Raw genomic sequence first — 24,684 nt, forward strand, 5'->3', positions numbered from 1 at the left:
GACGGGCCGCCCGGGGCGGTCCCCGGGGTCAGCTCCGCCGGGAGAGCCACAGCGCCGTCGCCACCCAGGTCAGCCCGCCGGCGGCGGCCGCCGCCCAGATCCAGCGCAGCTGCTGGCCCTCCGTGGACAGCCACAGCAGCACCGCGACGACGGTGACCGCGCCGGCCAGCGGGGAGGAGCGCAGCAGCGTGCCGACCGTGTCCGGCCCGGGGACGGCGAAGAACAGCACCAGCGCGGCCACGAAGAGGAACGCACAGAGTGCGGCGAGGAACGCCGCGGTCACGCCGAACTGCGCGGGCAGCACCAGCGCCGCGATGCCGAGGACGACGGCGCCGCCGGCCAGCCAGGTCAGCGTGCGGCGGCGGCGCGGGGACCACGGCGGTCGGAGCTCGGTCACGCACCCGAGGGTGCCCGCTGCCCCTGGACGCCACCCGCCCGCCGGCTGTGGTGTCGCCCGCGATGAGTTCCGCCCGGCCGCGCCGTCTCCCCTCCCGACGGGTCCGGACGGCGGGCCCCGCGGACGACGGGAGCACCACCGTGCGCATGCTCTTCCTCAACCTGCCGGTGAGCGACGTGGCGGCCGGCCGCGCCTTCTACAGCGCGCTCGGCTTCTCGATCGACGAGCAGTTCTCCGACGACTCGTCGGCCTCGGTCGTGGTCAGCGACGCCATCCACGTGCAGCTGCTCTCGCACGAGCGGTTCGCCGGCTTCCTGCCCGAGGGCACCGCGACCGGTGACCCGCGCTCGGCGACGGCGGCCCTCTACGCGCTGTCCTGCGACAGCCGGGAGGAGGTCGACGCGATGGTCGAGAAGGCGGTGGGCGCCGGCGGCGGTACCTGGATGCCGGCCCAGGACCACGGGTTCATGTACGGCTCGAGCTTCACCGACCCCGACGGTCACGTCTGGGAGGTCGTGTGGATGGACCCCGCGCACGTGCAGTGACCGGCCGGTAGGTGGTGTCGGCGCCTACGCCCGCTACAGTCGGACGGGTGCCGCACACCCGCCGTCCCGCCGTCGGCTACCTCACCACCGTGGCGGCGGCCGGGCTGTTCGCCGTCAACGGCACCGTCTCCACGCTCGCCCTGCAGGCCGGCATCCCGCCGACCTGGCTGACGGCGCTGCGCTGCGGCGGCGCGGCGGTCGGGCTGCTCGCCGCGCTGGCGCTGGTCTCCCCGCGGCGGCTGCGGCTGACCTGGCGCGAGGTGCCCTTCCTCGCCGTCTTCGGCGTGGTGGGCGTGGCCCTCACCCAGTTCCTCTACTTCGTCGCCATCGGCCGGCTCCCGGTGGGCATCGCCCTGGTGTTCGAGATGACGGCGCCGGTCGGGATCGCGCTGTGGGTGCGGCTGGTGCGCCGGGAGCCGGTGCGGCCGCGCATCTGGCTCGCCCTCGGGCTGTCGCTGTCGGGGCTGGTGCTGGTGGCCCAGGTGTGGCAGGGCGGCGGGTCGCTGGACCCGGTCGGCGTCGGCGCGGGCCTGGCCGCGGCCGTCTGCCTGGCCACCTACTACCTGATGGGGGAGCGGGGGACGGCGACCCGCGACCCGGTCGCGCTGACCACGTGGACGTTCGTGGCCGCGGGGCTGTTCTGGGCCGCCGTCGCACCGTTCACCGCGCGGTTCGACGCCGCCGTGCTCGGTGAGCGGGTGCCGGTCTCCCTGGGCTCGCTGACCCTGCCGCTGTGGCTGCTGGTGCTGTGGATCGTCGTGCTCGGCGCGATCACGCCGTTCTGGCTGTCGATCGCGGCGCTGCGCCACCTGCCGCCCACCACCGCGGGCCTGGTGGCCACCGTCGAGCCGGTGTTCGCCTCCGTCGTCGCGTGGCTGTGGCTCGAGCAGGTGCTCAGCGGCTGGCAGGTGGCCGGCGGCCTCGTCGTCCTCACCGGGATCGTGCTGGCGCAGACCGCGCGGACCCGTGCCCCGGGGCCGGCGCCGGCGCCCGTCCCCGAGACGCCGGCGCCCGTCTGAGCCGTCTGCTGCCGGTGAGGAGCCCACGGGGTTCCCCGCCCGTGCGGCTCAGGTTAGGCTCGCCTTACCTGCGGTCCGCACGGGCCGTCCCTGGGGGAACGGAGACCGGAGTGACGACGACCGAGGCGCCCGCGGCGGTGACCGAGCTGCCGCAGTGGCTGTTCTTCGACACCGTCGTCGCCCGCGTGCGGCCGCTGGGCCCGAGCACGGTCCGGATCACGCTGACCGGCCCGCAGCTGGGCGGCTTCGGGGTCGCCGGCGACGACCAGCGGGTCAAGCTCGTGCTCGCCCCCGACCCGGCGGCGCTGGCCGAGCTCCAGGCGGCCGGCGGCGAGTGGTACCCGGTCCACTGCGCGCTGGCCGACGACCGGCGCCCGGTGCTGCGCACCTACACCGTGCGCGCAGCCCGTCCCGAGCGCGCCGAGGTCGACCTCGACGTCGTGCTGCACGGGGTCGGCGACGGGCACGCCGGCCCGGCCGCGACCTGGGCCGCCGCGGCCCGGCCCGGCGACGCGGCGGTGCTCATGGGCCCCGACCGGCCCGGCCGCGGCCGCGCGTGGGGCGTCGAGTGGGCGCCGCCGGCCACCGCGACCCGCCTGCTGCTCGTCGGCGACGAGACGGCGGTGCCCGCGGTCTCCGCCGTCCTGGAGTCGCTGCCCGAGGTGCCCGGACGCCGCGCCGTCGCCGTCCTCGAGGTCCCCGGGCCCGGCGACGCGCAGAACCTGGCGCTGCCCGAGGGCGTCACCGTGCACTGGCTGTTCCGCCAGGGCCGGCCCCGCGGCGAGCTGACGGTGCCCGCGGTGCACGCCGCGCTGGTCGACCTCGGTGTCGCCGCTGCGCCCGCCGCGGCGCCCGAGGACGTCGACCTCGACGCCGGGCTGCTGTGGGAGGTCCCCGAGGACCCCGCCGCCGGGGCCGGCTGCTACGCGTGGCTCGCCGGTGAGGCCGGGGTGGTCAAGCGGCTGCGCCGGCACCTCGTCGGCGACCTCGGCGTCGACCGCCGCGCGGTCGCCTTCATGGGCTACTGGCGCGAGGGCCGCGCCGAGGGCTAGCGGCGGAGGCGGCGGACGGGGACGACCATCGGGGTGCCGGCCACCGGGTCGGGCACCACGCGGGCCTCGAGGTCGAACACGTCGGCGAGCAGCTGCTCGGTGAGCACCTCGTGCGGCGTCCCCGAGGCGACCAGGACGCCGTCGCGCATCGCGACCAGCCGCTGCGCGTAGCGGGCGGCGAGGTTGAGGTCGTGCAGCACGACGACGACGGTGCGCCCGCGCTCGGCGTGCAGCCGCGACACCAGCTCCAGGACGTCGATCTGGTGGGAGAGGTCCAGGTAGGTCGTCGGCTCGTCGAGCAGCAGCAGGTCGGTCCCCTGCGCCAGCGCCATCGAGATCCAGGCCCGCTGCCGCTGCCCGCCGGAGAGCTCGTCGACCGGGCGGTCGGCGAGGTCGCCCGTGCCGGTCCACGCCATCGCCTCGGCCACCACCGCCTCGTCCTGCGTCGACCACTGCTGCAGCCAGCTCTGGTGCGGGTGCCGGCCGCGGGCCACCAGGTCGGCCACGGTCAGGCCGGCCGGCGCCACCGGCGTCTGCGGCAGCAGGCCCAGGACGCGGGCCACCTCGCGGGTCGGCGCCCGCGCGATCGAGCGGCCGTCGAGCAGCACCTGCCCCGCCTGCGGGCGCAGCAGCCGGCCCAGCGCCCGCAGCAGCGTGGACTTGCCGCAGCCGTTGGGGCCGACGATGGCGGTGAACGAGCCGTCGGTCAGCCGCAGGTCGAGCCCGTCGACGACGACGCGGTCGTCGTAGGCCAGCCGCACGCCCTCGGCGGCGAGGCGGACCGGTCCGTCCGGGCCGGTGGTGGGCGCGGGGCGGGTGCGGGGGGCAGCAGTGGTCATGCGGTGGTCCGCCTCCCGCGGACGAGCAGCCAGAGCAGGTAGGGCGCGCCGAGCGCGGCGGTGAGGATGCCGACGGGCAGCGCCTGGGGCAGGACGGTGCGGGTGAGCAGGTCGGCGCCGACGACCAGCGCGGCGCCCAGCAGACCCGAGGCCAGCAGCGGCGGCCGGGAGCCGCCGGCCAGCCGGACGGCGACCTGCGGGACGACGAGCGCGACGAAGGCGATCGGCCCGGCGGCGGCCACCGCCGTCGCCACCAGCAGGACGGCGACGACGACCACGGCACCCTGGGCGCGGGCGAGCCGGACCCCCAGCCCGCGGGCGGTGTCGTCGCCGAACTGCAGCACGCCGAGCACCCGGCCGGCGGCCAGCGCGAGCGGGACCAGCACCAGGAGCGACAGCGCCAACGGCGCGGCCTGCTCCCAGGTGCGGGCGTTGAGCGAGCCGGTGATCCACACGTAGGCCGACGCGGCGTCGTGGATCTCGGCGCGGGTGAGCAGCCAGTCGGTGAGCGCCTGCGCCACCGACCACAGCGCGATGCCGATCAGCACGAGCCGGTAGCCGTCGATGCCCGAGCGCCAGGCCAGGACGAACAGCAGCGCGCCGACCCCCAGCGCGCCGAGCAGCGCGGCCAGCGGGACGCCGAGCCCGCCGAGCAGGGCACCGGTGGAGGTGCCGCCGCCCAGCACGATCGCCGCGACGGCGCCCACCGAGGCGCCCTGGGTGATGCCCAGGACGTCGGGGGAGGCCAGCGGGTTGCGGGCGAAGGTCTGGAACAGCGCGCCGGCCAGGCCGAGCGCGAGCCCGACCAGCGCGCCGACGGCGGTCCGCGGGGCGCGCAGCTCCAGGACGACGAAGGCCTGGCCCTCGGTGCCCGCGCCGACCAGGGTGCGCAGCACGTCGCCGAGCGCGATCGGGTAGTCGCCGCGGCCCAGGCTCGCCGCGCCGAGCAGCACGACCGCGACCGCCGCCACCAGCGGGACGACGACCGAGCGCCACCGGAACCGCGCCGAGACCGGACCCACCCGCACCGTGACCGCCCGCCCGCGCGGGCGCCCGCCGGGGTCGGGCGGCGTCGTCCGCGCGACGGCGTCGGCGGTCGCGGTCACAGGCCGGCCGCCGTCCGCCGGCGGCGGACCAGCGCCACGAAGGCCGGCCCGCCGAGGAGCGCGAGCACGATGCCGACCTGCAGCTCGCCGGGCCGGGCGACCACCCGGCCGACGACGTCGGCGGCGAGCAGCACGACGGCGCCCAGCAGGCCGGCGCAGGGCACCAGCCAGCGGTGTGCCGGCCCGGTGAACGCCCGGACGGCGTGCGGCACGACCAGGCCGACGAAGGCGATCGGGCCGCAGGCGGCGGTGGCCGCGCCGGCCAGCAGCGTGGTGGCGCCCAGGCCGACGAGGCGGGCCGGCCAGACGCGCTGGCCGAGGCCGCGGGCGACGTCCTCGCCCATGCCGAGCAGGTCCAGCGCCGGCGCGTTGAGCAGCGCGAGGACCAGCCCGGCCGCGATGAACGGCGCCACCTGCCAGGCGACGTCGGCGCCGCGGCCGGCCAGGGCGCCGACCACCCAGAAGCGGAAGGCGTCGAGGGAGTCCGAGTCGCTGACCAGCACCGCGCGGACCAGCGCGAACAGCAGCGCGCTCAGCGCGGAGCCGGCCAGCGCGAGGGTGACGGGGGTGGGCCCGCCGCGGCCGGCCGAGCCGAGGACGTAGACGGCGACGGTGCCGGCCAGCGCCCCGGCGAAGGCGAACCACACGTACCCGGCCGGGGTGCCGACGCCGAGCAGCACGATCGCCAGGACGACGGCGAACGAGGCGCCGGCGGTGATGCCGAGGAGCCCGGGGTCGCCGAGCGGGTTGCGGGTGTGGCCCTGGATGAGGGCGCCGGAGACGCCGAGGGCCGCGCCGACCATCAGGCCGAGCACCGTGCGCGGGACCCGCAGGTCCCACACGATGACCGCCTCCTCGGTGCGCAGCGAGCGGTCGGTCAGCGCCTCCCACACGGTGCCCGGGCCCAGCGGGCGGCTGCCCACGGCGATGCTCGCCGCGCAGGCGGCGCCCAGCAGGACGAGGAGGGCGAGCAACCCGAGCAGTCGGCGGCGGGTGCGCGCGGCCCGTCCCGTTGCGGGAGCAGCGGTGTCCGGCGGGGTCGCCGCGGCGGCGCGGGTCGCGCTGGGGACGGACACCGGCGGCTCCGGACGGTCGGGTTCGGTGAGGCTCACCTTACCCGGCGGTCCGTCAGTGCTTGAGGCGGCGACTGCCCTGGTGCCAGTCCTCCTGGATGCCCACCTCGTCCTCGGTGGTGCCGAAGGCGGGCAGCTGCGGGCGCTCGCGCAGGCTGCGCTTGAGCTCGGCGAACCCCGGGAAGCGGGCCAGCCCGACGACGTGGTCCCACAGCGGCACGGCCTGCTCCGCGGTCGGCGGCCGGCTGATCACCGGGCCGAAGAAGGCCACGCCCTCCGGCGGCTCGAAGTGCAGGATCGGCGTCCCGACGTCGCGGCCGGTGAGGCCCAGCGCCTCGTCGGTCTCGGCCCGGACCGTGGCGTCCCACGCGTCGTCGTCCACGGCGGCGGCCAGGTCGGCGGGCAGGCCGGCCTCGGTGAGCACGGTCCCGAGGAACTCCCGGCCGGTGGCCCGCTCCGGCGGCGGCTGCCCGGCCGGGTCCTCGAAGACGTGCCGGCCCATCGCCTCGTAGAGCCGGCCGACCGCCGGGCGCCCGTGATCCTCGCGGGTGCGGGCGGCGACCCGCAGCAGGTGCAGCCCGGCGGTGTGCCCGGCCTCGTACTCCGGCGGGAAGTGGCTGTCGTAGTCGACGTGCGCGTTGAGCAGCCGCAGCGACACGAACCGCCAGTCGACGTCGTACTCGCGCTGCGCGGCGACCGTGCGGACCCACCTGCTGGTCATCCACGCGAACGGGCAGACGGGGTCGAAGTAGAAGTGCAGGTCGGCCATGCCCCCATGCTCCTGCCGCGCGCCCCGGACCGCTCTGCGGGCCGGTTCCGTGCCACCCGGGTCCGATCCGGCCCGGGGAGGAGGGAACCGGCCCGGGAAGTGAGGTCAGCGGGGGAGGAGGGCCTCGATCGCCGTCCGGACCTCGGGGGCGCCGGGGTCCGTGGTCGGGCGGAACCGCGCCACCACCTCGCCGTCGCCGTCGACGAGGAACTTCTCGAAGTTCCACCTGACGTCGCCGGCCTCGCCCGAGGCGTCGGGCGCCGCGGCCAGCCGCCGGAACACCGGGTGCGCGCCCTCCCCGTTGACCTCCAGCTTCTCGGTCATCGGGAAGGTGACGCCGTAGGTGGCCGAGCAGAACCCGGCGATCTCCTCGGCGGTGCCCGGCTCCTGCCCCGCGAACTGGTTGCACGGCACGCCGACCACGGTGAACCCGCGCGGCCCGTACTCCTGCTGCAGCTGCTCGAGCTGGGTGTACTGCGGCGTCAGGCCGCAGCGGCTGGCCACGTTGACCACCAGCGCGGGCTCGCCGCCGGTGAGCGCGCGGAGGGTGGTCGCCTCCCCCTGCAGGCTCGCGAGGGGCAGGTCGAGGAGGTCGGTCACGGGGTCCTCTCCGTCATTCCAGGCTGCTGACGTCGTCGGGCACGTCGACGGCGTGCTGGCGCAGCGCGGCGAGCGGCACCACGTCGAGCGCCCGCGCGTTCGTGGCGGCCAGGACGACACCGGCCGCCGCGCCCGCCCGGTAGGCCTGCAGCCACCGCGCGGCCACCACGCACCAGCGGTCACCGGGCCGCAGGCCGGGGAAGCCGTACTCCGGCCGCGGGGTGGTGAGGTCGTTGCCCAGCTCCCGCTGCACCGCGAGGAACTCCTGCGAGACGACCGTGCACACGGTGTGGCTGCCCAGGTCCTCCGGGCCCGTGCTGCAGACGCCGTCGCGGTAGAACCCGGTCAGCGGCTCGGTGCCGCACGGCTGCAGCACCCCGCCCAGCACGTTGCGCTCCGGCTCGGTCACGGCTCGATCGTGGCAGAGCCGACGGTCCCGGGCCCGGCCGCCGGTACGGCGACCGGGCCCGGGAGGCGGTCAGCCCGTCGTCCCCCGGCGGCGGGCCAGCACGAGTCCCGCGCCGGTGAGCAGGGCCAGCAGCCCCGCGCCGAGGACGCCGGCCAGCTGCGTGCCGGTGTAGGCGAGCGCGTCACCGGCGGTGCCGGCGGTGTCGGCGGTGCCGGCCGGTGTGGCGGACCCACCGGCCGGCCAGGTCGCTGCCGGGTGCGCGGACGGCGTGCCGGCCCCGTGCCGCGGCGCGACCGGGTGACCGGCCGGCTGCGGGTGCGCCCAGCTCCCGGACCGTGCCGTGTGCGTGGGCGCCGCGGGTCCGGCCGGCCCGGTGCCCTGGCCCGGGCCGGTGCCCTGGCCCGGGCCGGGGGCCTGGCCCTGGCCGGTGCCCTGGCCCTGGCCGGTGCCCTGGCCCGGCGCGGTGCAGTCGCCCCCACCGTCGCCGAGCACGCCGGCGCCGGTGCCGCAGACGGTCACCGGCAGCTCGACGTCGACGAGTCCGCCGCCGGTGGTGCCGGGCCCGCCGGTGGTGTCGGGCCCGCCGGTGGCCGGGGTGCAGCTGCCGGCGGCGTCGCCGAGCACGCCGACGCCGTTGCCGCACACGGTCACCGGGATGCTGACGGCCGCGGGCGGGGCAGCGGGCGCCGTGCCCGACGCCGAGGCGTCGCCGAGCACGCCGACGGCGTTGCCTGCCACGGTGACCGGCACCGCCAGGTCGGCCGGGCCGGAGGGAGCGGGCGGCGCGGCGTCCTGCGAGACGGCGACCCCGCCGACCGCGGCGTCGTTGCCGCCGATCGTGACGGGCACCGCAACGGCGGCCGGGCCGAGGTCGACGGAGAGGTCCGTCGAGACCGCCGGCAGCCCGGTGCTGCCGGGGGCCGGGGCGTCGCCGAGGACGCCCAGTGCGTTGTCGGTGACGGTGACCGGGACGGTCACGTCGAGGTCGTCGGATGCTGCGGCGACACCGGTGCCGACGGCCAGCAGGCCGCCGGTCAGCAGTGCCACGCGCAGGGTGCGGGTGACCCAGGTGGTCATCGAGAGCTCCTGACTGAGGGTGCGAGGGGACCCCGGTCCCGGACGGGACGGCGGGGGCGGTGCGCTCGGCCGGCGTCGTGCCGGCGGCGCGGTCCTCAGTCGGGTGAGGTGGCGGGGTCGAGGACGGCGTCGGCCGTGGCCTCGGCGGCGTCGGCGGCCGTGGCGCCGGCGGACGTGGAGCGCGCGGCGCGCACGGCGGCCGCGAGGTCGGCGGGAGGCTGGTCGGGGCCCGCGGCGGAGGAGCTGGCGACCGGAGGAGCCGGCGCGGTGACGGCGGGCGCGGCGGGCCCGTGCGGCAGGGCCGGGACGGGCGCAGTGGGCACGGACACGGCAGAGGGCGCAGCAGCGACCGGGTCCGCGCCCCCGGCGGTCACCGCGGGGGGAGCGGCGGGCCCGCCGTCCGCCGCAGCAGCGGCGGGAGCGGCCGTGACCAGGGGCTCGGCGGCGGCCGGGGTGTCCGCCCCCGGCGTCGGCGCACCGCTGCCCGCAGCCGGGGCGGCCGTCGCCGGCCGGGCCGGGGCGGCGGGGACCGGGACGTCGGGCGGCGACGGCAGCGCAGCGGGGGCCGGCGCCGGCACCTCGGCGACCGGCGGGAGGGCGTCGGGGACCGGCGACAGCGCAGCGGTCACCGGGGCCGGCGCGGACGGGACCGGCACGGCCGCCACGACCGGTGCCAGCGCCACCGACGGGACGGGGACCGCCTCCACGACCGGGGCCGGCGCCGACGTCACCGGCGTCAGGACCGGCTCCGCGACCGGGGCGGTGGCCGCCTCGACGACCCCGCCGACCGTGCCGAGCAGGCCGCCGTCGTCGGCGCCGGCCGGGGCGGTGGCCGAGCCGGCCAGCCAGATCCCGGCGCCGATGCCGGCGACCACGAGCGCGCGGCCGCCCCACCGGCGCAGGCGGGCGCGACGGCCCGGCAGTCGCTGCTCCGCCATCGCACCCCCCCGATCGTCGGTGACGCAGTGCCTACCCATGACAGCGGATCGTGACCGTCCGGTCGAGTCACCCGATGGGAGGGGACGCGGCCGCCGCCCGTCACCGTGCGTCGTGCCGCCCCCTGCTGCCGCACCGGGCGCAGCGGTGGCAGGGTGCGGCCGTGACCGCTGATCCGTCCGCCGTCCCGGTGCTGTGGCAGCCCACCCCGGAGTCGAGGGAGGCCACCCGGCTGGCCGCCTTCGCCCGGGAGGCGGCCGACCGCCGCGGGCTCGACCTCGACCCGACCGACTACGACGCGGTCTGGCGCTGGTCGGTCGAGCACCCCGACCAGTTCTGGGCCGACGTCGCGGTGTGGTCGGGGGTGCTCCCGCGCGTCCCCGACGACCGGGTGCTCACCCGCCGGGAGATGCCCGGCGCCGAGTGGTTCCCCGGGACGACGGTCAACTTCGCCGAGCAGGCGCTGCGCAACGCCACCGACGAGCACCCCGCACTGGTCGCGGTGGCCGAGGACGCCGAGCCGGTCGAGGTGTCCTGGGCGCAGCTGCGCGGGCAGGTCGGCGCGTTCGCCGCGACGCTGCGCCGGCTGGGCGTCCAGCGGGGCGACCGGGTCGCGGGCTACCTGCCCAACGTGCCCGAGGCGGTGGTGGCCTTCCTGGGGGCGGCGAGCATCGGCGCGGTCTGGTCGTCGTGCGCGCCGGACTTCGGCACCCGCGCCGTCCTCGACCGGTTCGCCCAGATCGAGCCGACCGTGCTGGTCGCCGTGGACGGGTACCGCTTCAACGGCAGGCCGTACGACCGGCGCGACGTCGTCGCCGAGCTGCGCGCGGCGCTGCCCAGCGTGCGGACGACGATCGCCGTCCCCCGGCTGTCCCCGGACGAGGTGCCCGACGGCGCGCTGCCGTGGGCGGAGGCGGTCGCCGAGGCGCAGGAGCCGGAGTTCGAGGCGCTGCCCTTCGACCACCCGCTGTGGATCGTCTACTCCTCGGGCACCACCGGGCTGCCCAAGGGGATCGTGCACGGCCACGGCGGCGTCGTCCTCGAGGAGCACAAGCAGCTGGGCCTGCACGGCGACGTCGGCCCCGGCGACCGGTTCTACTGGTACGCCTCCACCGCCTGGATCATGTGGAACATCGCCACCTCGGCGCTGCTGCGCGGCGCGACCGTGGTGGTCCACGACGGCGCCCCGGCGTACCCCTCCGTCGACGCGCAGTTCGCCCTCGCCGCGCGCACCGGCATCACCTACCTCGGCACCAGCGCCGGCTACCTCACCGCGTGCGAGCGGGCCGGGATCCGTCCGGGGGAGACCCACGACCTCTCGGCGCTGCGGACGATCGGGTCCACCGGGTCGCCGCTGCCGGCCTCGGCGTTCCACTGGGTCTACGACGCGGTGGCGCCCGACGTCTTCCTCGCCTCGGTGTCCGGCGGCACCGACGTCGCCACCGGGTTCATCGGCAGCACGCTGCTGCTGCCGGTGACCGCCGGTGAGCTGCAGCGGCCGATGCTCGGCGTCGCCGCGGCCGCCTGGGACGAGGAGGGCCGGCCGGTCACCGGTGAGCTCGGCGAGCTGGTGATCACCGAGCCGATGCCCTCGATGCCGCTGTACTTCTGGAACGACCCCGGGGGCACCCGCTACCGCGAGTCGTACTTCGAGCCGTGGCCGGGCGTGTGGCGCCACGGCGACTGGATGGAGGTCACCGAGCGCGGCACCTGCCTGATCACCGGCCGGTCGGACTCCACCCTCAACCGCGGCGGCGTGCGCATGGGCACCGCCGACATCTACGCCGCCGTGGAGTCGGTGCCCGAGGTGCTCGACTGCGTCGTCCTCGGCGTCGAGCAGCGCGACGGCGGCTACTGGATGCCGTTGTTCGTGCAGCTCGCACCGGGCGCCGAGCTCACCGACGAGCTGCGCGACCGGATCCGCGCGGCCATCCGCAGCCAGGCGAGCCCGCGGCACGTGCCCGACGAGGTCCTCGTCGTCCCCGGCGTCCCGCACACCCGCACCGGCAAGCGGCTGGAGGTGCCGCTCAAGCGGCTGTTCCAGGGCGTGGCGCCGGAGAGGGCGGTCAACCCCGGGGCGGTCGACGACGCGTCACTCGTCGAGCACTACGCCGCCCTGGCCCGGGAGCGCGGAGCGCGCTGAGAACGGGCCGCGCAACGCCGCCCACTGCAGCAGCAGGATCGTCTTCGCGTCGGCGATCCGGCCGTCGTCGACCCAGGCCAGCGCCTCGTCGAACGGCAGCTCGAGCACCTCGATGTCCTCGCCCTCCTCGGCCAGCCCGCCGCCGGCCGACACGCGGTCGGCCGGGGTGTAGGGGCCGGCGAAGAGGGCCAGCCGCTCGGTCACCGACCCCGGGCTCATGAACACGTCGGGCAGCCGGGTCAGCGCCCCCACGGCGACGCCGAGCTCCTCCTCGGCCTCCCGGCGGACGGCGGACTCGGCGTCCTGCTCGTCGAGCAGCCCGGCGGCGGTCTCGACCAGCATCCCGTCGGGGGAGCCGTTGACGTAGGCGGGGAGGCGGAACTGCCGGGTGAGCAGCACGGTGCGCCGGGCGGTGTCGTGGAGCAGCACCGTCGCGCCGTTGCCGCGGTCGTGGGTCTCCCGCTGCTCGGTGCGCCAGGCACCGTCCCGGCCGCGCCGCTCGAACGTCGTCCGCCGGTTGACGTACCAGGAGCTGGACAGCACCTCGACGTCGCGGACGACGACGTCGGGGTTGCCGGCCAGGTCGCGGCCCGCGCGGTCGAGCCCGGTCCGCCCGCGCGCGTCGGGGACGTCGACCCCCGGGACGCCGGTCACCGCGTCACCGCCGGGACCTCGTCGACGCCGGTGTAGACCGCCGCGCCGCGGGCCCGGGCCAGCGCCACCATCTCGTCGGACCCCGCCGAGGCGCCCGGCAGCCGCAGCACCGCGTCGACGCGGGCCACCAGCCGGCGGCCCATCGGGTGGAAGACCTCGTCGAAGGCGGCGTCGCCCACCCGGGTGGACCCGGCGAGCTCCGCCATGGGGAGCGCGAGGTCCTCCCCGTTGACGGCGAGGTGGCCGGCGCGGAACAGCTGGAGGCAGGCCTGCTGGATGGCGCGGTGGTTGGCCGCGATCTTCTCGGGGTCGTCGCCGGTGCCGCCGCGGTAGGGGCCGGCGACCAGGACGAACAGGGGCTGGGTCACGACAGGTCGACCTCCACGCCGGCGTCGTCGAGCGCGGCGAGGGTGTCCTGCGCCGCGGGGGTGAGCTGGGGGTCGCGCGCGCCGGCGTCGGTGACCAGGCGGCCGACGGCGGACAGCGGCGCGACCGAGGCGAAGGCGCGGACGCCGAGCTTCGAGGCGTCGGCGACGACGAGGCTCGCGCGCGCCTGCTGCAGGCCGACCTGCTTGACCGCGGCGTCCTCGAGGGTGAACTCCGACCAGCCGGCGCGGGCGTCCACGGCCCCGATCGACATGACGAACAGGTCGACGGTGAGCTGGCGGAGCACCGCGGCGGTCAGCGGCCCGGACAGGCTGCGCTCGCCCGGCCGGGACTCCCCGCCGACGACCAACAGCCGGATGCCCGGCCGGTCGGCCAGCGCGTCGGCGACCGGGAGGCTCACCGCCGCGCAGGTGAAGGGTCCCTCGCCGGCGGCCGCGCGGGCGGCGAGCGCGCGGGCGACGTGCACCGTCGTCGTCCCGGCGTCGAGCAGGACGGTGGCGCCCGGGGTGACGCGCGCGGCGGCGGCGCGGCCGATGCGCTCCTTGACCCCGGCCTGCCAGCCGGCCCGGGCGGCGAACCCGGCGGCGCTCTCGGGGGCGGCGACCGCGACCGCGCCGCCGCGGACCCGCTCCACCAGCCCGCGGGCCTGCAGCGCGTCGAGGTCGCGGCGCACCGTCATCTCCGAGACGCCCAGCCGCGCGGACAGGTCGGCGAGCGACGCCCGGCCGGCGTTGCGCACCAGCCGCAGCGTCACGTCGAGTCGGTCGGGGACGGCCACGGGGACATTGCTACCACGTCTCCGTTAGATCTGTGAAGTGCTTGTGAGGTCGGAGCGTGCCGTGCGGTGCCCGCAGGGCGCGGCGCCCGGCTGACGACGATCTTCGAGAGCACCAGCGAGATCCAGAAGCGGATCGTCAGCGACCGCCTGCTGCCGCGCCCGCCCCTCACCCAGTGCTCCTGCGGACGGTCGTGCTCTGCCCACGGTCGTGCTCTGCCCACGGTCGTGGGCAGAGCACGACCGAGCGGGAGAGGACCTCAGGTGGCCGCCAGGGTTGCGTCGTCGGCGTGGGCCACGTGCCCGAGCGCGCGCCACATGACCGCCACCAGCAGCGCGGAGCCGGCGAAGGCGAACCAGAACGGGCCGGTCACGCCCCAGACGCGCGCGATGACCCCGCCGAGGGCCTGGCCGACCAGGATGCCGCCGAACACCCCCATCGCGTAGAGGCTGCCCACCCGCCCCTGCAGGCCGGCCGGGACGGCGCGCATCCGCACCGTGCGCGACGTCGTCCCCCACACGAACGCGTGGGCGCCGAAGACGGCCAGCACCGCCATCGCCACCCACGGTGTGCGGGTGAGCGCGAGCCCGAGGTGGGTCAGCGTCTCGATCACCAGCCCGACCCGCATCAGGTGCGCCAGCCCGACGTGCCGCTCGAGCCAGTCGTAGGACGCCGTCCCCACCATCCCGCCGACGGCGACCACGGTCGTGAGCAGGCCGAACCCCGCCGCACCCAGGCCCAGCCGCTGGTCGGCGTAGAGCACCAGCACCGACCACGCCGCCCCGTAGGTGACGTTGAACAGCACGATGGTGAGCGTCAGCGTGCGGACGGCGGGGTGACCCCACGTCCAGCGCAGCCCCTCGGCGACGTCGCGGCGGACCGTCGCGCGACCGGCCGGCCGCTCGACGGCGGGCAGGCGCACCCGCGCGACCAGCACCGCCCCCAGCGCCACCAGCACCGCCTGCGCGAGGAACGGCCACGCGGCCCCGGCCACGAACAGCACGCCCCCCACGGCCGGCCCGGCCAGCTGGTTCATCGTCAGCGTGCCGGCGGTCATCCGCGCGTTGCCGATGCCGAGGTCGGCGCGCGGCACGACCATCGGCAGCAGCGTCCCGGCCGCGGTGTCGGCGAACACCTCGGCGGTCCCCAGCACGAACAGCGCGGTGAGGACGGCGGGGATCCCGACGCCACCGGTGGCCAGCGCGAGGACCAGCACGGCGAGCACGCCGGCCCGGGCCAGGTCGACGGCGACCACCAGCGCGCGGCGGTCCACCCGGTCGGCGAGCACGCCGGCGTGCAGGCCGAACAGCAGCCACGGCAGCTGCTGCAGCAGCGCCGCCAGCGCCACGACCAGCGGGTCGGTGGTCAGGCTCGCCACGAGGAGGGGCCCGGCCGCGACCGCGACGCCGTCGCCGAGGTTGCTCACCCACGAGGAGGCGACCAGCCAGCGGAACGGCGTCCCCATCCGCGCCGGCAGCACGGTCTCGACCAGTCCCCCCACGGGTGCCGGACCCTAGCCGCCGACCGTCCTTGCTCTCCTCCCGATAACCGGGTGCCCGCTGTCGGTCCCCTCCGCGAGCATGGGTGTCCGGGCGCGACGGTGCGCCCGCCGACGACGGAGGGGGAGATGGCCAGGCTGCCGCGCGCACTCGCGCCCCTGCGGTCCCGCGACTACCGCCTGCTGGCCTCGTCCATGGGCCTGTCGCTGTTCGCGCAGGGACTGTGGACCGTGGCGCTGGTCTGGCAGGTCGTCGACCTCGGCGGCGGGCCGGGTGCGCTGTCGCTGGCCACCGCCCTGCAGGCCGCCGGGATGCTCGCCAGCACGCTGCTCGGCGGCGCGCTGGCCGACCGGGTGCCGCAGCGGCGGATCCTGCTCGGCGTCGCGCTGCTGCAGACGGCGGCGGTCGGCACGGTCGCGCTGCTGTCGCTGGCCGGTGCGCTCGCGCTCGGGCCGCTGGCCGCTGCGGCGCTGGCCGGCGGGGTCGCGACGGGGCTGTACTACCCGGCCTACTCGGCGCTGGTGCCCGGCGTCGTCCCGCCCGGGGAGCTGCTGGCCGCCAACGGCCTGGAGGGCGTCGTCCGCCCGGCGCTCGCGATGGCCGCGGGCCCGGCGGCCGGCGGCCTGCTCGTGGCGGTCCTCTCGCCCGGCGCCGCGCTGGCGGCGACGGCGCTGACCTCGGCCGCCGCGGCCGCGTGCGTGGCGGCGCTGCCGACGCTGCCGGTCCGCCGCGAGGGCGAGCGTCCCGGGCTGCTCACCGACGTCCGCGAGGGCGTGTCCTACATGGTCCGGACGCCGTGGCTGCTGGCCACGCTGCTGTTCGCCTCGCTGATGGTGCTGATGATCATGGGGCCGTTCGAGGTCCTGGTCCCCTTCGCCGTGCGCGACCGGGCGGGCGGCGGGCCCGCCGAGCACGCCTGGGTGCTGGCCGCGTTCGGCATCGGCGGTGCGGTCGGCTCGGCCGTCGTCGCCTCGCTGCGGCTGCCGCGCCGCTACCTGACGGTCATGAACCTGCTCTGGGGTGCCGGCTGCGTCCCGCTGGTCGTGTTCGGGGCGACGTCGCAGCTGTGGCCGATGATCGCGGCGGCCGCGCTGCTCGGAGCGGCGTTCGAGGCGGGCACCGTCATCTGGGGCACGCTGCTGCAGCGGCGGGTGCCGCCGGCGCTGCTGGGCCGGGTGTCGAGCCTCGACTTCTTCGTCTCGCTGGCGTTCATGCCGCTGTCGATGGCGCTGGCCGGCCCGGTCAGCCAGTCGGTGGGCCTGACCGGCACCTTCCTGCTCGCCGGGCTGGTGCCGCCGGTCCTCGCGGTGCTCGCCGTCCTGGCCTGGCGGCTGCCGGCCGACGAGCTGGCCCACCCGCTCGACGTCCTCCCCGACGAGGAGCCCGCCGAGGCCGTCAGGGTCGTGTGATCACGGGAGGCGCAGCACCCGCGCCTCCCACGGGCGCAGGACCGCGGGGTCGTCCTCGGGCAGGTTGCCGAGGACGACCTCCGCGGTCACGGCCTCGGGCAGCAGCTCGGCCAGCGGCTGCGGCGTCGCGCTCAGGTTGCAGACGACGAGCAGCGTGTCGCCGTCGAGGGAGCGGGTGAAGGCGTACACCTCGTCGTGCCCGGCCAGCAGCATGGTGAAGTCGCCGAGCGCCACCACCGGGTCCTCGTGCCGCAGCGCGATCAGCCGCCTGTGGTGGGCGAACACCGAGTCCGGGTCCGGGCGCTGGGCCTGCGCGTTCCACTCGACGTGGTCGGGGTTGACCGCGATCCACGGCGTCCCGGTGGTGAACCCGGCGTGCGGTGAGGCGTCCCACTGCACCGGCGTGCGGGCGTTGTCCCGGCTCATCCGGCGCATCGCGGCGAGCACGTCGGCGGGGTCGGCGCCGTGCGACACCGCCTGCACGTGGTGGTTGAGCGACTCGACGTCGCGGAACTCCTCCAGCGCGGTGAACGGGTAGTTGGCCATCCCGAGCTCCTCGCCCTGGTAGACGTAGGGCGTCCCGCGGTGCAGGTGCAGCAGGGTGGCCAGGCACGTCGCCGAGTCGCGGCGGTGGCGGGGCGAGTCGTCGCCGAAGCGGGACACCGCCCGCGGCTGGTCGTGGTTGTCCCAGTAGAGGGAGTTCCACCCCACCTCGGCCAGCCCGGCCTGCCAGCGGCCGAGCGAGGCCTTGAGGTCGCGCATCCGCAGCGGCCGCGGGTTCCACTTGTCGCCGTCGAAGTCGAGCTGGACGTGCTCGAACTGGAACACCATGTCCACCTCGGCCCGCGCCGGGTCGGTGTAGAGCCGCGCCTGCTCGATCGTCACGCCGGGCATCTCCCCGACCAGCAGCAGCGGTTCGGAGTGGCCGGCGAACACCTCGCGGTGCATCTCCTGCAGGTACTCGTGGATGCGCGGGCCGTTGAGGAAGTGCGGCGTCCCGTCGCCGTAGGGCAGGCCGGGCAGCTGCGGGCCGTCGGGCAGCGCGCCGTCCGGTGCGACGTCCTTGCTGATCATGTTGATGACGTCCATGCGGAAGCCGTCGACCCCGCGGTCGAGCCACCAGCGCATCATCGCGTAGACCGCCTGCCGGACCTGCGGGTTCTCCCAGTTGAGGTCGGGCTGCTTGCGGGCGAACAGGTGCAGGTAGTACTCGCCGCTGGCCTCGTCGAGCTCCCACGTGGGGCCGGAGAAGAACGAGTGCCAGTTGGTCGGCTCCGCGCCGGGCTGCCCCGCGGCCATCCCGGTGCGCGGCGGCCGCCACCAGTACCAGTCGCGCTTGGGGGAGTCCTTCGACGAGCGGCTCTCGGCGAACCACGGGTGCTCGTCGCTGGTGTGGTTGACCACCAGGTCCATGAGCAGCCGGATCCCGCGCCCGTGCAGCGCGGCGACCAGCTCGTCGAGCTGGTCCAGCGTGCCGAACAGCGGGTCGACGCCCTGGTAGTCGCTGATGTCGTAGCCGTTGTCGGCCTGCGGCGAGGGGTAGACCGGCGAGAGCCAGACGACGTCGACGCCGAGGTCGGCGAGGTGGTCGACCCGCTGCAGGATCCCGCCGAGGTCGCCGATCCCGTCGCCGTCGGAGTCGGAGAACGAGCGCGGGTAGACCTGGTAGACGACGGCGCGGGTCCACCACGGCGGCTGGTCGGGCACGGCTCCAGCCCAGCACGTCGCACCCCCGTCCGCACCCGCGCGCTACGGTCGCCGACCGTGCCTCCCGGTGTGCTGCTCGTGACCGGCGGGAGCCGCGGCATCGGCGCGGCCACCGCGCGCGCCGCCGCGGCCGCGGGCTGGTCGGTCGCCCTCACCTACCGCGACGACGAGGCCGCGGCGGCCGCCGTCGTCGCCGACGTCGAGGCCGCCGGGCGCCCCGGGCTCGCCGTCCGGGCCGACGTCGCTGAGGAGGACGACGTCCTCGCCGCGTTCGCCGCCGCCGAGACGCTCGGCCCGCTGACCGGCCTGGTCGCCAACGCCGGCATCGTCGCCCCGCGGGCGCGGGTCGACGAGCTCACCGCCGAGCGGGTGCGGCGGGTGCTGGCCGTCAACGTGCTCGGCGCCGTCCTGTGCTGCCGCGAGGCGGTGCGGCGGATGTCCACCCGGCACGGCGGGACCGGCGGGTCGATCGTGCTGGTGTCCTCGGCGGCCAGCCGGCTCGGCTCACCGGGGGAGTACGTCGACTACGCCGCCAGCAAGGGCGCCGTCGACACCCTCGGGACCGGCCTGGCCCGCGAGGTGGCCGGGGAGGGCGTGCGGGTCAACGTGGTGCGCCCCGGCATCGTCGAGACCGACATCCACGCCAGCGGCGGCCAGCCCGACCGGGTCGCCCGCATCGCGCCGTCGGTGCCGATGGGCCGCGCAGGGCGGCCCGGGGAGGTGGCGGCCGCGGTGCTGTGGCTGCTCGGCGAGGAGTCCGGCTACTGCACCGGCAGCCTGCTCGACGTCGCCGGGGGCCGCTGAGCGGGGCGGCCGGAGCGCTGTTTGGATGTGCGGGACCGTCGGGACCACCCGGCACCGACCCGAGGAGCACCGATGTCCCAGCCCAGCCGCCCCGACGTCGAGCCGCCGACCGGCCCCGCGCCCGACGACCTGGTGATCGAGGACATCACCGTCGGCGACGGCCCCGAGGCCAAGGCCGGCGACCTGGTGAGCGCCCACTACGTCGGCGTCACCCACGACGGCGGCGAGCAGTTCGACGCCTCCTGGGACCGGGGCGACCCGCTGGAGTTCCGCCTGGGCGTCGGCATGGTCATCCAGGGCTGGGACGAGGGCATGCAGGGGATGCGGGTCGGCGGCCGCCGCCGGCTGACCATCCCGCCGCACAAGGCCTACGGCGACCGCGGTGCCGGCGGCGTGATCGCGCCCGGCGCCACCCTGGTCTTCGTCGTCGACCTCGTCGGCATCCGCTGACCCGCGGCCCGGTGGTTGCACCGGGCAACGACGGGGCACGGGTGCGGCCATGACCGAGCCCGTGCCCACCCGCACGCACGCGCTGGCCGAGGAGGCGGGCGCCGGCGACTCGGGCGGTGAGTCGACCGCCACCGTCGTCGTCGCCGGGCTGGCCAACCTCGGCATCGCGATCGCCAAGCTCGTCGGCGGCCTGATCAGCCACTCCTCGGCGATGCTGTCCGAGGCCGCGCACTCGGTGGCCGACACCATCACCGAGGTCCTGCTGTTCGTCGCGCTCAAGCGCGGCACGAGGGCCCCCGACGCCCGCCACCCGGTCGGCTACGGGCGGGAGACCTACTTCTGGGCGCTGCTGGCCTGCCTGGCCACCTTCACCCTCGGCGCCGGCTTCTCCTTCTACCAGGGCGTCGAGACGATCATCGAGGGCGAGGAGCAGGGCGACCCGCTCGTCGCCTACGTCGTCCTCGGCGTCTCCTTCCTCCTCGAGGGCGCGTCCTGGCTCAAGGCCGTGCGGCAGGTGCGCGGCTCGGCCCGCCGGTGGGGGACGACGTGGCGCCGCTACCTCGCCGAGACCAGCGACACCACGGTCAAGGCGGTGACCTTCGAGGACAGCGCCGCCCTGGTCGGCCTGGTGCTCGCCGCGCTGGGCCTGTTCCTCGAGCAGGTGACGGGCGACCCCGTGTGGGACGGCCTGGCCGCGGTCCTCATCGGCGTGCTGCTGCTGGTCGTCGCCGGCGCCCTCGCCCGCGCCAACGTCTCCCTGCTCATCGGCCGGTCGGTGCCGCGGGCCGTCGAGGACGGGCTGCGCGCCGAGATCGCCGCGCTCGAGCAGGTCGTCGACGTCCCGGTGCTCATGACCTCGGTCATCGGCCCGGGCCAGCTCATCGTCTCGGCCAAGGTCGACTTCGCCGACGACGCGACGGTCGCCGACGTCGAGCGCGCCTCCGACGAGGCCGAGCGGCGGCTGGTGGCCCGGCACAGCGGCGTCCGCTACGTCTTCCTCGACCCGACGCCGGGCGACGGCCGGGCCCGCGCGGAGGTGCACCGGCCGGAAGAACCGGGCCCGGGGCGCGGTTGAGCGGTTCCGTGCGCATCGAGGTCTGGTCCGACGTCGTCTGTCCGTGGTGCTACATCGGCAAGCGCCGGCTGGAGACCGCGCTCGAGCGGTTCCCGCACCGCGACGAGGTCGAGGTGGTCTGGCGGTCCTACCAGCTCGACCCGTCGGTCCCGGAGGGCGAGACGCACCCGACGCTGCCCGCCCTGGCCGCGAAGTACGGCCGCCCGGTCGAGGAGGTGCGGGCGATGATGCGGCACGTCGAGGAGACCGCCGCCGGCGAGGGTCTGGAGTACTCCCTCGCGGACGGCGTCAGCGGCAACACGCTGCTCGCCCACGAGCTCGTCCACCTCGCCGCCGAGCACGGCCTGCAGGGTGCGGCCGAGGAGCGGCTGTTCCACGCGTACTTCGAGGAGTCCCGCTCGGTCTTCGACGTCGACTCCCTCGCCGCGCTGGCCGTGGAGGTGGGCCTGGACGAGGCCGAGGTGCGTGCGGCGCTGGCCGACCACCGGTACCGCGCCGCCGTCCTCGACGACGCCCGCACCGCGCAGGCGCTCGGCGCCACCGGCGTCCCGTTCTTCGTCGTCGACCGCCGCTACGGCGCCGCCGGCGCCCAGCCCGCCGACCTGCTGCTCCAGCTGCTGGAGCGTGCCTGGGCCGAACGCGCCCCGGTCACCAGCGCCTGAGACGCCGGCGCCCGAGACGCCAGAGGGCCCCCACCCGGGACGGGTGGGGGCCCTCCGGATGTCCCGGGCTACTGCGTCGCCGGGCCGCCCTGCTCGGTGCCGGAGATGGTCCGCAGGAACTCGTGGCAGCGGCGGGCGCGCGCGGAGTCCTGCTCCATCACCTCGCGGAAGAACGCGGCGATGTCGTCGAGGCCCGCGTTCTCGGCGTCCCGCACGTACTGGCCGTAGTCGTGCCCGGCCTTCAGCGAGTGGTATTGCACGGAGATGAGGTCGAAGGTGACGTCCTCGAAGCCGGTCTCACCGGTGGCCATGGGAACCTCCTGGTCGACGGGGGTGGGCGAAGCAGCAGGTTCCCCGCGCCCGACGTCCGAAACCGGACCGGTCCGTCACCGCGGGTCCGGCGGTGCCTCCGCGAACGCCCCGCCGGTGACGTCCCCGCCGCCGGCGTCGTCGGCGAGGGTCTGCCCGGCCGTGGTGTCCGCGTCGTCGGCGGCCAGTTCGTCCTCGCCGCTGGACGCCGGGTCGTCGCCGGCCGAGGCGAGGTCGGCGCCCTCGCCGTAGGCGCCGGGGTCGGCCTGCGTCGTCCGGGGGTCGTTGAGCGGGTCCGGGACGTCGGGGTCGGTGACGGTCATGCGCTCCCGGGTGCCCGCCTCGACCGGCGGCGAACCGCTGGCGCACGCGTAACCGCTGTGTTACGCATGCACCGTGGAGGCGCTCGCGGCTCTCGCCGACCCGACCCGGAGGGAGCTGCTCGCCCTGCTGGCGCAGGGCGAGCTCGCCGCCGGTGAGCTCGCCGGCCGGTTCCCGGTGAGCCGCCCGGCGGTCAGCCGGCACCTGCGCGTGCTGCGCGAGGCCGGGCTGGTCCGCAGCCGGGTCGAGGGACGCCGGCGGCTCTACGCGCTCGACCCGCGGCCGCTGCGGGAGCTCGACGAGTGGCTCGAGCCCTACCGCGACCTGTGGGCGCAGCGGCTCGACGCGCTGGACACCGAGATCGCCCGCGGCCGCCGGGCCCGGGTGCACACCCCGACGGACGGAGACGCCCCGTGACCGACCAGCAGACCCCCGCCGCGGCCCCGACCGACCGTCGCGGCGCCGTCAGCGCGCTCCCCGACGGCCGCCAGCGCCTGGAGTTCCGCCGCTCCTGGCCCGACGGTCCCGACGAGGTCTGGGCCGCGCTCACCGGACCCGACCGGCTGCCCCGCTGGATCGGCACCTACGAGGGCGAGCGGGCCCCCGGCGGCCGCGGCTCGTTCACCATGACCCACGAGTCCGAGCCGGCGAGCGAGGAGGTGACGATCGTCGAGTGCGACCCGCCGCGCCGGCTGGTCGTCGAGTGGGTGCAGGCCGGGGCGGAGGGCTGGCGGGTCGAGCTCGACCTCACGGTGGAGAGCGGCCGCACCACCCTGCACTTCGTCCAGGTGTTCCCCGCCGGCACCGACGTCACCGACTTCGCCCTCGGCTGGCACTGGTACCTCGACAAGCTCGACGCCGAGGTCGGCGGGCGACCGGTCCCCGCCGACTGGGACGCCTTCCTCGCCGCGGCCGGCCCCGACTACGGTCGCGCGCCCGACGCCTGAGCGCCCAGCACGGCCATCGCCCCCGCGGCCACCAGCCCGGCGGCGGCCACCGCGGCCTCCCCGGGTGCGTCGGCGGGGGAGGCCAGCCGCTGCCGCACCAGCCGCTCCTGCAGGTAGCCGGGCACCAGGGCGGCACCCACCCACCCGAGCACCGCGGCGGCGCGCCGGTCCGGGCGCGCGGCCAGCCGGGCCAGGGCCCCCGCGTGGACGGCGAGGGTCCAGGCCGGCGGGCCGAGCGCCGTCCCGGCCCACCACGCGTCCCGGCCCACCCGCGCCGGGTCGCCGGCCAGCAGCGGGGTGTCGAAGGCCCGTCGCCGGCGCAGCGCCAGGACCTGACCGGCCAGGCCGGCGGCGAGCTGGACGCCGGCGACGGCGAGGAGCGCCCGGCGGCCGGTCACCGGGCGCGCTCGGCGACCTGCACCGGGCCCGGCCCCGTCCACGGGCCCAGCGTGCCGAGGAACTCCCGCCGCCGGCCCAGCCGCGGTCCCGCCTGCACCGGGTAGGCGTCGTAGCGGCCGGTGAGCTCCCGGGCGGCGTGGACGGCGAAGTTCGGGTCCTCCTGCGCCTCCCGGGCGACCGCCACCAGGTCGGCCAGGCCCCCGGCGACGACGGCCTCGGCCTGGTGCGGGTCGACGATCAGCCCGACGGCCATCGTCGCGACGTCCGCCTCGGCGCGGAGCCGGGCGGCGAAGGGCACCTGGTAGCCGTAGCCCAGCGGGTGCCGCCAGCCGCCCAGCCCGCCGCCGGAGACGTCCACGACGTCGACGCCGCGGTCGCGCAGCTCCGCGGAGAAGGCCACGGTGTCCTCGAGGGTGATCCCGCCCTCGGAGCCGTCGACGGCCGAGACCCGCACCAGCAGCGGCCGGTCCTCGGGCCACGCGGCGCGCACGGCCGCCACCACCTCCAGCGGGAAGCGCGTGCGCGCCTCGCGCGAGCCGCCGTAGCCGTCGGTGCGCCGGTTGGACAGCGGCGAGAGGAACTGGTGCAGCAGGTAGCCGTGCGCGGCGTGCACCTCGACGACGTCGAAGCCGGCGGCCAGCGCCCGCCGGGTCGCGGCGACGAAGGCGTCGCGCACCTCGCCGAGCTCGGCGACGGTCAGCTCGTGCGGCACCGGCCAGCCGGGGCCCGCGGGGACGGCGCTGGCCGAGACCGTGGGCCAGGGCGCCTCGCCGGGCCGCGCGTTCTCCGCGGTCACCGCGGCGCCGCCGTCCCACGGCCGCTGGCTGCTGGCCTTGGCGCCGGCGTGGGCCAGCTGGATGCCCGCGACCGCGCCGTGCGCGCGGAGGAAGTCAGCGACCCGGGCCAGGCCGGGCACGTGCCGGTCGGACCACAGGCCGACGTCCCCGTGGCTGATCCGGCCCTCCGGCGTCACGGCCGTCGCCTCGACCAGCACCAGGCCGAAGCCGCCCAGGGCGAAGCGGCCCAGGTGCACCAGGTGGTAGTCACCGACCAGGCCGTCGGCGACGGAGTACTGGCACATCGGGGCGACCACCAGCCGGTTGGGCACGGTCACCCCGCGCACGGTCAGCGGGGTCAGCAGGGCGGGCGTCTCGGGTGTGGAACTGGTCACGTCAGGGGCTCAACACCGCCCGGGCCAGGCGTCTTCCGGGTGACGACGACACGCGTGGGCCTCTATGTCCAGTGCCGCTCCGGACTAGGTTGGTGGCCGCGGTGGGCGTGGGTGTCTGGCTTGAGCGAAGAGCAGGATCGGGACTGCAA

The 24,684-nt window shown here is 76.8% G+C and carries 29 protein-coding genes; 11 read left to right on the forward strand and 18 right to left on the reverse strand.

Features of this window, described 5'->3' with window-relative positions:
* Window positions 1-28: 28 nt before the first annotated feature.
* Window positions 29-397: a hypothetical protein gene (locus tag BMZ33_RS21595; protein WP_091116468.1), complete on the reverse strand. Its 369-nt coding sequence runs from the start codon at window positions 395-397 to the stop codon at window positions 29-31.
* Window positions 398-543: 146 nt separating this feature from the next.
* On the opposite strand from BMZ33_RS21595, the gene BMZ33_RS21600 reads away from it, so the two are divergent.
* The 3 genes from BMZ33_RS21600 (at window position 544) to BMZ33_RS21610 (ending at window position 3,013) form a co-directional block, all read left to right on the forward strand.
* A complete protein-coding gene (locus BMZ33_RS21600) occupies window positions 544-942 on the forward strand; it encodes a VOC family protein (RefSeq protein ID WP_091116651.1) in 399 nt (132 codons plus the stop codon).
* A 47-nt stretch (window positions 943-989) separates the two neighbouring features.
* Window positions 990-1,961 carry an EamA family transporter gene (locus BMZ33_RS21605; RefSeq protein ID WP_091116471.1) on the forward strand — a complete coding sequence of 324 codons (972 nt, stop codon included), beginning with the start codon at window positions 990-992 and terminating at the stop codon, window positions 1,959-1,961.
* A gap of 110 nt (window positions 1,962-2,071) precedes the next feature.
* Window positions 2,072-3,013, forward strand: coding sequence for a siderophore-interacting protein (locus tag BMZ33_RS21610; RefSeq protein WP_091116475.1), 942 nt, complete (start codon window positions 2,072-2,074; stop codon window positions 3,011-3,013).
* On the opposite strand, the gene BMZ33_RS21615 is transcribed toward BMZ33_RS21610, so the two are convergent.
* The 8 genes from BMZ33_RS21615 to BMZ33_RS21650 all read right to left on the reverse strand — a co-directional run bounded on the left by BMZ33_RS21615 (window position 3,010) and on the right by BMZ33_RS21650 (window position 9,824).
* Window positions 3,010-3,852: an ABC transporter ATP-binding protein gene (locus BMZ33_RS21615; protein ID WP_091116478.1), complete on the reverse strand. Its 843-nt coding sequence runs from the start codon at window positions 3,850-3,852 to the stop codon at window positions 3,010-3,012. The two genes, BMZ33_RS21610 and BMZ33_RS21615, sit on opposite strands and share 4 nt — an antisense overlap.
* Entirely contained in the window at window positions 3,849-4,958 is a 1,110-nt protein-coding gene (locus BMZ33_RS21620; RefSeq protein WP_091116482.1) for a FecCD family ABC transporter permease, read from the reverse strand. Before BMZ33_RS21620 ends, BMZ33_RS21615 begins: the two co-directional genes overlap by 4 nt.
* Window positions 4,955-6,034, reverse strand: coding sequence for a FecCD family ABC transporter permease (locus tag BMZ33_RS21625; RefSeq protein ID WP_091116653.1), 1,080 nt, complete (start codon window positions 6,032-6,034; stop codon window positions 4,955-4,957). Before BMZ33_RS21625 ends, BMZ33_RS21620 begins: the two co-directional genes overlap by 4 nt.
* Before the next feature lie 52 nt (window positions 6,035-6,086).
* Window positions 6,087-6,800, reverse strand: a complete 714-nt coding sequence (locus BMZ33_RS21630) for a mycothiol-dependent nitroreductase Rv2466c family protein (protein ID WP_091116485.1) — start codon at window positions 6,798-6,800, stop codon at window positions 6,087-6,089.
* A 105-nt stretch (window positions 6,801-6,905) separates the two neighbouring features.
* Window positions 6,906-7,400 (reverse strand): glutathione peroxidase, encoded by a 495-nt coding sequence (locus BMZ33_RS21635; protein WP_091116489.1) that lies wholly within the window; start codon window positions 7,398-7,400, stop codon window positions 6,906-6,908.
* A gap of 13 nt (window positions 7,401-7,413) precedes the next feature.
* Window positions 7,414-7,809, reverse strand: coding sequence for a DUF2237 family protein (locus tag BMZ33_RS21640; protein ID WP_091116492.1), 396 nt, complete (start codon window positions 7,807-7,809; stop codon window positions 7,414-7,416).
* A gap of 69 nt (window positions 7,810-7,878) precedes the next feature.
* Window positions 7,879-8,886 carry a hypothetical protein gene (locus BMZ33_RS21645; protein ID WP_091116496.1) on the reverse strand — a complete coding sequence of 336 codons (1,008 nt, stop codon included), beginning with the start codon at window positions 8,884-8,886 and terminating at the stop codon, window positions 7,879-7,881.
* 95 nt (window positions 8,887-8,981) lie between these two features.
* The gene (locus BMZ33_RS21650) at window positions 8,982-9,824 is read right to left on the reverse strand and encodes a hypothetical protein (protein ID WP_091116499.1); all 843 of its coding nucleotides are present in this window, start codon (window positions 9,822-9,824) and stop codon (window positions 8,982-8,984) included.
* A 161-nt stretch (window positions 9,825-9,985) separates the two neighbouring features.
* Here BMZ33_RS21650 and BMZ33_RS21655 point away from each other — a divergent pair, with 161 nt between their 5' ends.
* On the forward strand, window positions 9,986-11,965 hold the full coding sequence (locus tag BMZ33_RS21655) for an acetoacetate--CoA ligase (RefSeq protein WP_169064691.1): 1,980 nt from the start codon (window positions 9,986-9,988) through the stop codon (window positions 11,963-11,965).
* Here the strand turns inward: BMZ33_RS21655 and BMZ33_RS21660 are convergent.
* From BMZ33_RS21660 to BMZ33_RS21675, 4 genes are all read right to left on the reverse strand, one after another.
* Window positions 11,915-12,619, reverse strand: coding sequence for an NUDIX domain-containing protein (locus BMZ33_RS21660; RefSeq protein ID WP_091116506.1), 705 nt, complete (start codon window positions 12,617-12,619; stop codon window positions 11,915-11,917). The two genes, BMZ33_RS21655 and BMZ33_RS21660, sit on opposite strands and share 51 nt — an antisense overlap.
* The gene (locus BMZ33_RS21665; protein ID WP_091116511.1) at window positions 12,616-12,987 is read right to left on the reverse strand and encodes a DUF4406 domain-containing protein; all 372 of its coding nucleotides are present in this window, start codon (window positions 12,985-12,987) and stop codon (window positions 12,616-12,618) included. The genes BMZ33_RS21660 and BMZ33_RS21665 overlap by 4 nt, the downstream gene beginning before the upstream one ends.
* A complete protein-coding gene (locus BMZ33_RS21670; RefSeq protein ID WP_091116515.1) occupies window positions 12,984-13,784 on the reverse strand; it encodes a DeoR/GlpR family DNA-binding transcription regulator in 801 nt (266 codons plus the stop codon). The genes BMZ33_RS21665 and BMZ33_RS21670 overlap by 4 nt, the downstream gene beginning before the upstream one ends.
* Before the next feature lie 257 nt (window positions 13,785-14,041).
* The gene (locus BMZ33_RS21675; protein ID WP_169064692.1) at window positions 14,042-15,283 is read right to left on the reverse strand and encodes an MFS transporter; all 1,242 of its coding nucleotides are present in this window, start codon (window positions 15,281-15,283) and stop codon (window positions 14,042-14,044) included.
* A 126-nt stretch (window positions 15,284-15,409) separates the two neighbouring features.
* Between BMZ33_RS21675 and BMZ33_RS21680 the strand changes: the two genes are divergently transcribed.
* Complete coding sequence (locus tag BMZ33_RS21680; RefSeq protein ID WP_091116518.1) at window positions 15,410-16,690, forward strand: MFS transporter; 1,281 nt, start codon at window positions 15,410-15,412, stop codon at window positions 16,688-16,690.
* Here BMZ33_RS21680 and BMZ33_RS21685 read toward each other — a convergent pair whose 3' ends face one another.
* Entirely contained in the window at window positions 16,691-18,397 is a 1,707-nt protein-coding gene (locus BMZ33_RS21685) for a glycoside hydrolase family 13 protein (protein WP_091116522.1), read from the reverse strand. It lies immediately after the preceding gene.
* Between the two features lie 57 nt (window positions 18,398-18,454).
* On the opposite strand from BMZ33_RS21685, the gene BMZ33_RS21690 reads away from it, so the two are divergent.
* The 4 genes from BMZ33_RS21690 to BMZ33_RS21705 all read left to right on the forward strand — a co-directional run bounded on the left by BMZ33_RS21690 (window position 18,455) and on the right by BMZ33_RS21705 (window position 21,388).
* On the forward strand, window positions 18,455-19,201 hold the full coding sequence (locus BMZ33_RS21690) for an SDR family oxidoreductase (RefSeq protein WP_169064693.1): 747 nt from the start codon (window positions 18,455-18,457) through the stop codon (window positions 19,199-19,201).
* Between the two features lie 72 nt (window positions 19,202-19,273).
* Window positions 19,274-19,651 (forward strand): FKBP-type peptidyl-prolyl cis-trans isomerase, encoded by a 378-nt coding sequence (locus tag BMZ33_RS21695; RefSeq protein ID WP_091116529.1) that lies wholly within the window; start codon window positions 19,274-19,276, stop codon window positions 19,649-19,651.
* Between the two features lie 49 nt (window positions 19,652-19,700).
* A complete protein-coding gene (locus BMZ33_RS21700; protein ID WP_091116533.1) occupies window positions 19,701-20,726 on the forward strand; it encodes a cation diffusion facilitator family transporter in 1,026 nt (341 codons plus the stop codon).
* A gap of 8 nt (window positions 20,727-20,734) precedes the next feature.
* The gene (locus BMZ33_RS21705; RefSeq protein ID WP_091116537.1) at window positions 20,735-21,388 is read left to right on the forward strand and encodes a DsbA family oxidoreductase; all 654 of its coding nucleotides are present in this window, start codon (window positions 20,735-20,737) and stop codon (window positions 21,386-21,388) included.
* Window positions 21,389-21,456: 68 nt separating this feature from the next.
* On the opposite strand, the gene BMZ33_RS21710 is transcribed toward BMZ33_RS21705, so the two are convergent.
* Together BMZ33_RS21710 and BMZ33_RS21715 are read right to left on the reverse strand one after the other, a co-directional pair.
* Window positions 21,457-21,699: an acyl carrier protein gene (locus tag BMZ33_RS21710; RefSeq protein WP_091116541.1), complete on the reverse strand. Its 243-nt coding sequence runs from the start codon at window positions 21,697-21,699 to the stop codon at window positions 21,457-21,459.
* A gap of 75 nt (window positions 21,700-21,774) precedes the next feature.
* Complete coding sequence (locus BMZ33_RS21715; RefSeq protein WP_091116545.1) at window positions 21,775-22,020, reverse strand: hypothetical protein; 246 nt, start codon at window positions 22,018-22,020, stop codon at window positions 21,775-21,777.
* Window positions 22,021-22,093: 73 nt separating this feature from the next.
* Here BMZ33_RS21715 and BMZ33_RS21720 point away from each other — a divergent pair, with 73 nt between their 5' ends.
* Both BMZ33_RS21720 and BMZ33_RS21725 read left to right on the forward strand, forming a co-directional pair.
* Window positions 22,094-22,435 (forward strand): ArsR/SmtB family transcription factor, encoded by a 342-nt coding sequence (locus BMZ33_RS21720; RefSeq protein ID WP_091116549.1) that lies wholly within the window; start codon window positions 22,094-22,096, stop codon window positions 22,433-22,435.
* Entirely contained in the window at window positions 22,432-22,965 is a 534-nt protein-coding gene (locus BMZ33_RS21725; RefSeq protein ID WP_091116552.1) for an SRPBCC domain-containing protein, read from the forward strand. The genes BMZ33_RS21720 and BMZ33_RS21725 overlap by 4 nt, the downstream gene beginning before the upstream one ends.
* Here the strand turns inward: BMZ33_RS21725 and BMZ33_RS21730 are convergent.
* The gene (locus tag BMZ33_RS21730) at window positions 22,941-23,363 is read right to left on the reverse strand and encodes a hypothetical protein (protein WP_091116555.1); all 423 of its coding nucleotides are present in this window, start codon (window positions 23,361-23,363) and stop codon (window positions 22,941-22,943) included. The two genes, BMZ33_RS21725 and BMZ33_RS21730, sit on opposite strands and share 25 nt — an antisense overlap.
* Window positions 23,360-24,535, reverse strand: a complete 1,176-nt coding sequence (locus BMZ33_RS21735) for an NADH:flavin oxidoreductase/NADH oxidase (protein ID WP_091116559.1) — start codon at window positions 24,533-24,535, stop codon at window positions 23,360-23,362. Before BMZ33_RS21735 ends, BMZ33_RS21730 begins: the two co-directional genes overlap by 4 nt.
* Between the last annotated feature and the right edge of the window lie 149 nt (window positions 24,536-24,684).

Origin of the sequence: Geodermatophilus dictyosporus (assembly GCF_900115505.1) — a bacterium.
GTDB lineage: Bacteria > Actinomycetota > Actinomycetes > Mycobacteriales > Geodermatophilaceae > Geodermatophilus > Geodermatophilus dictyosporus.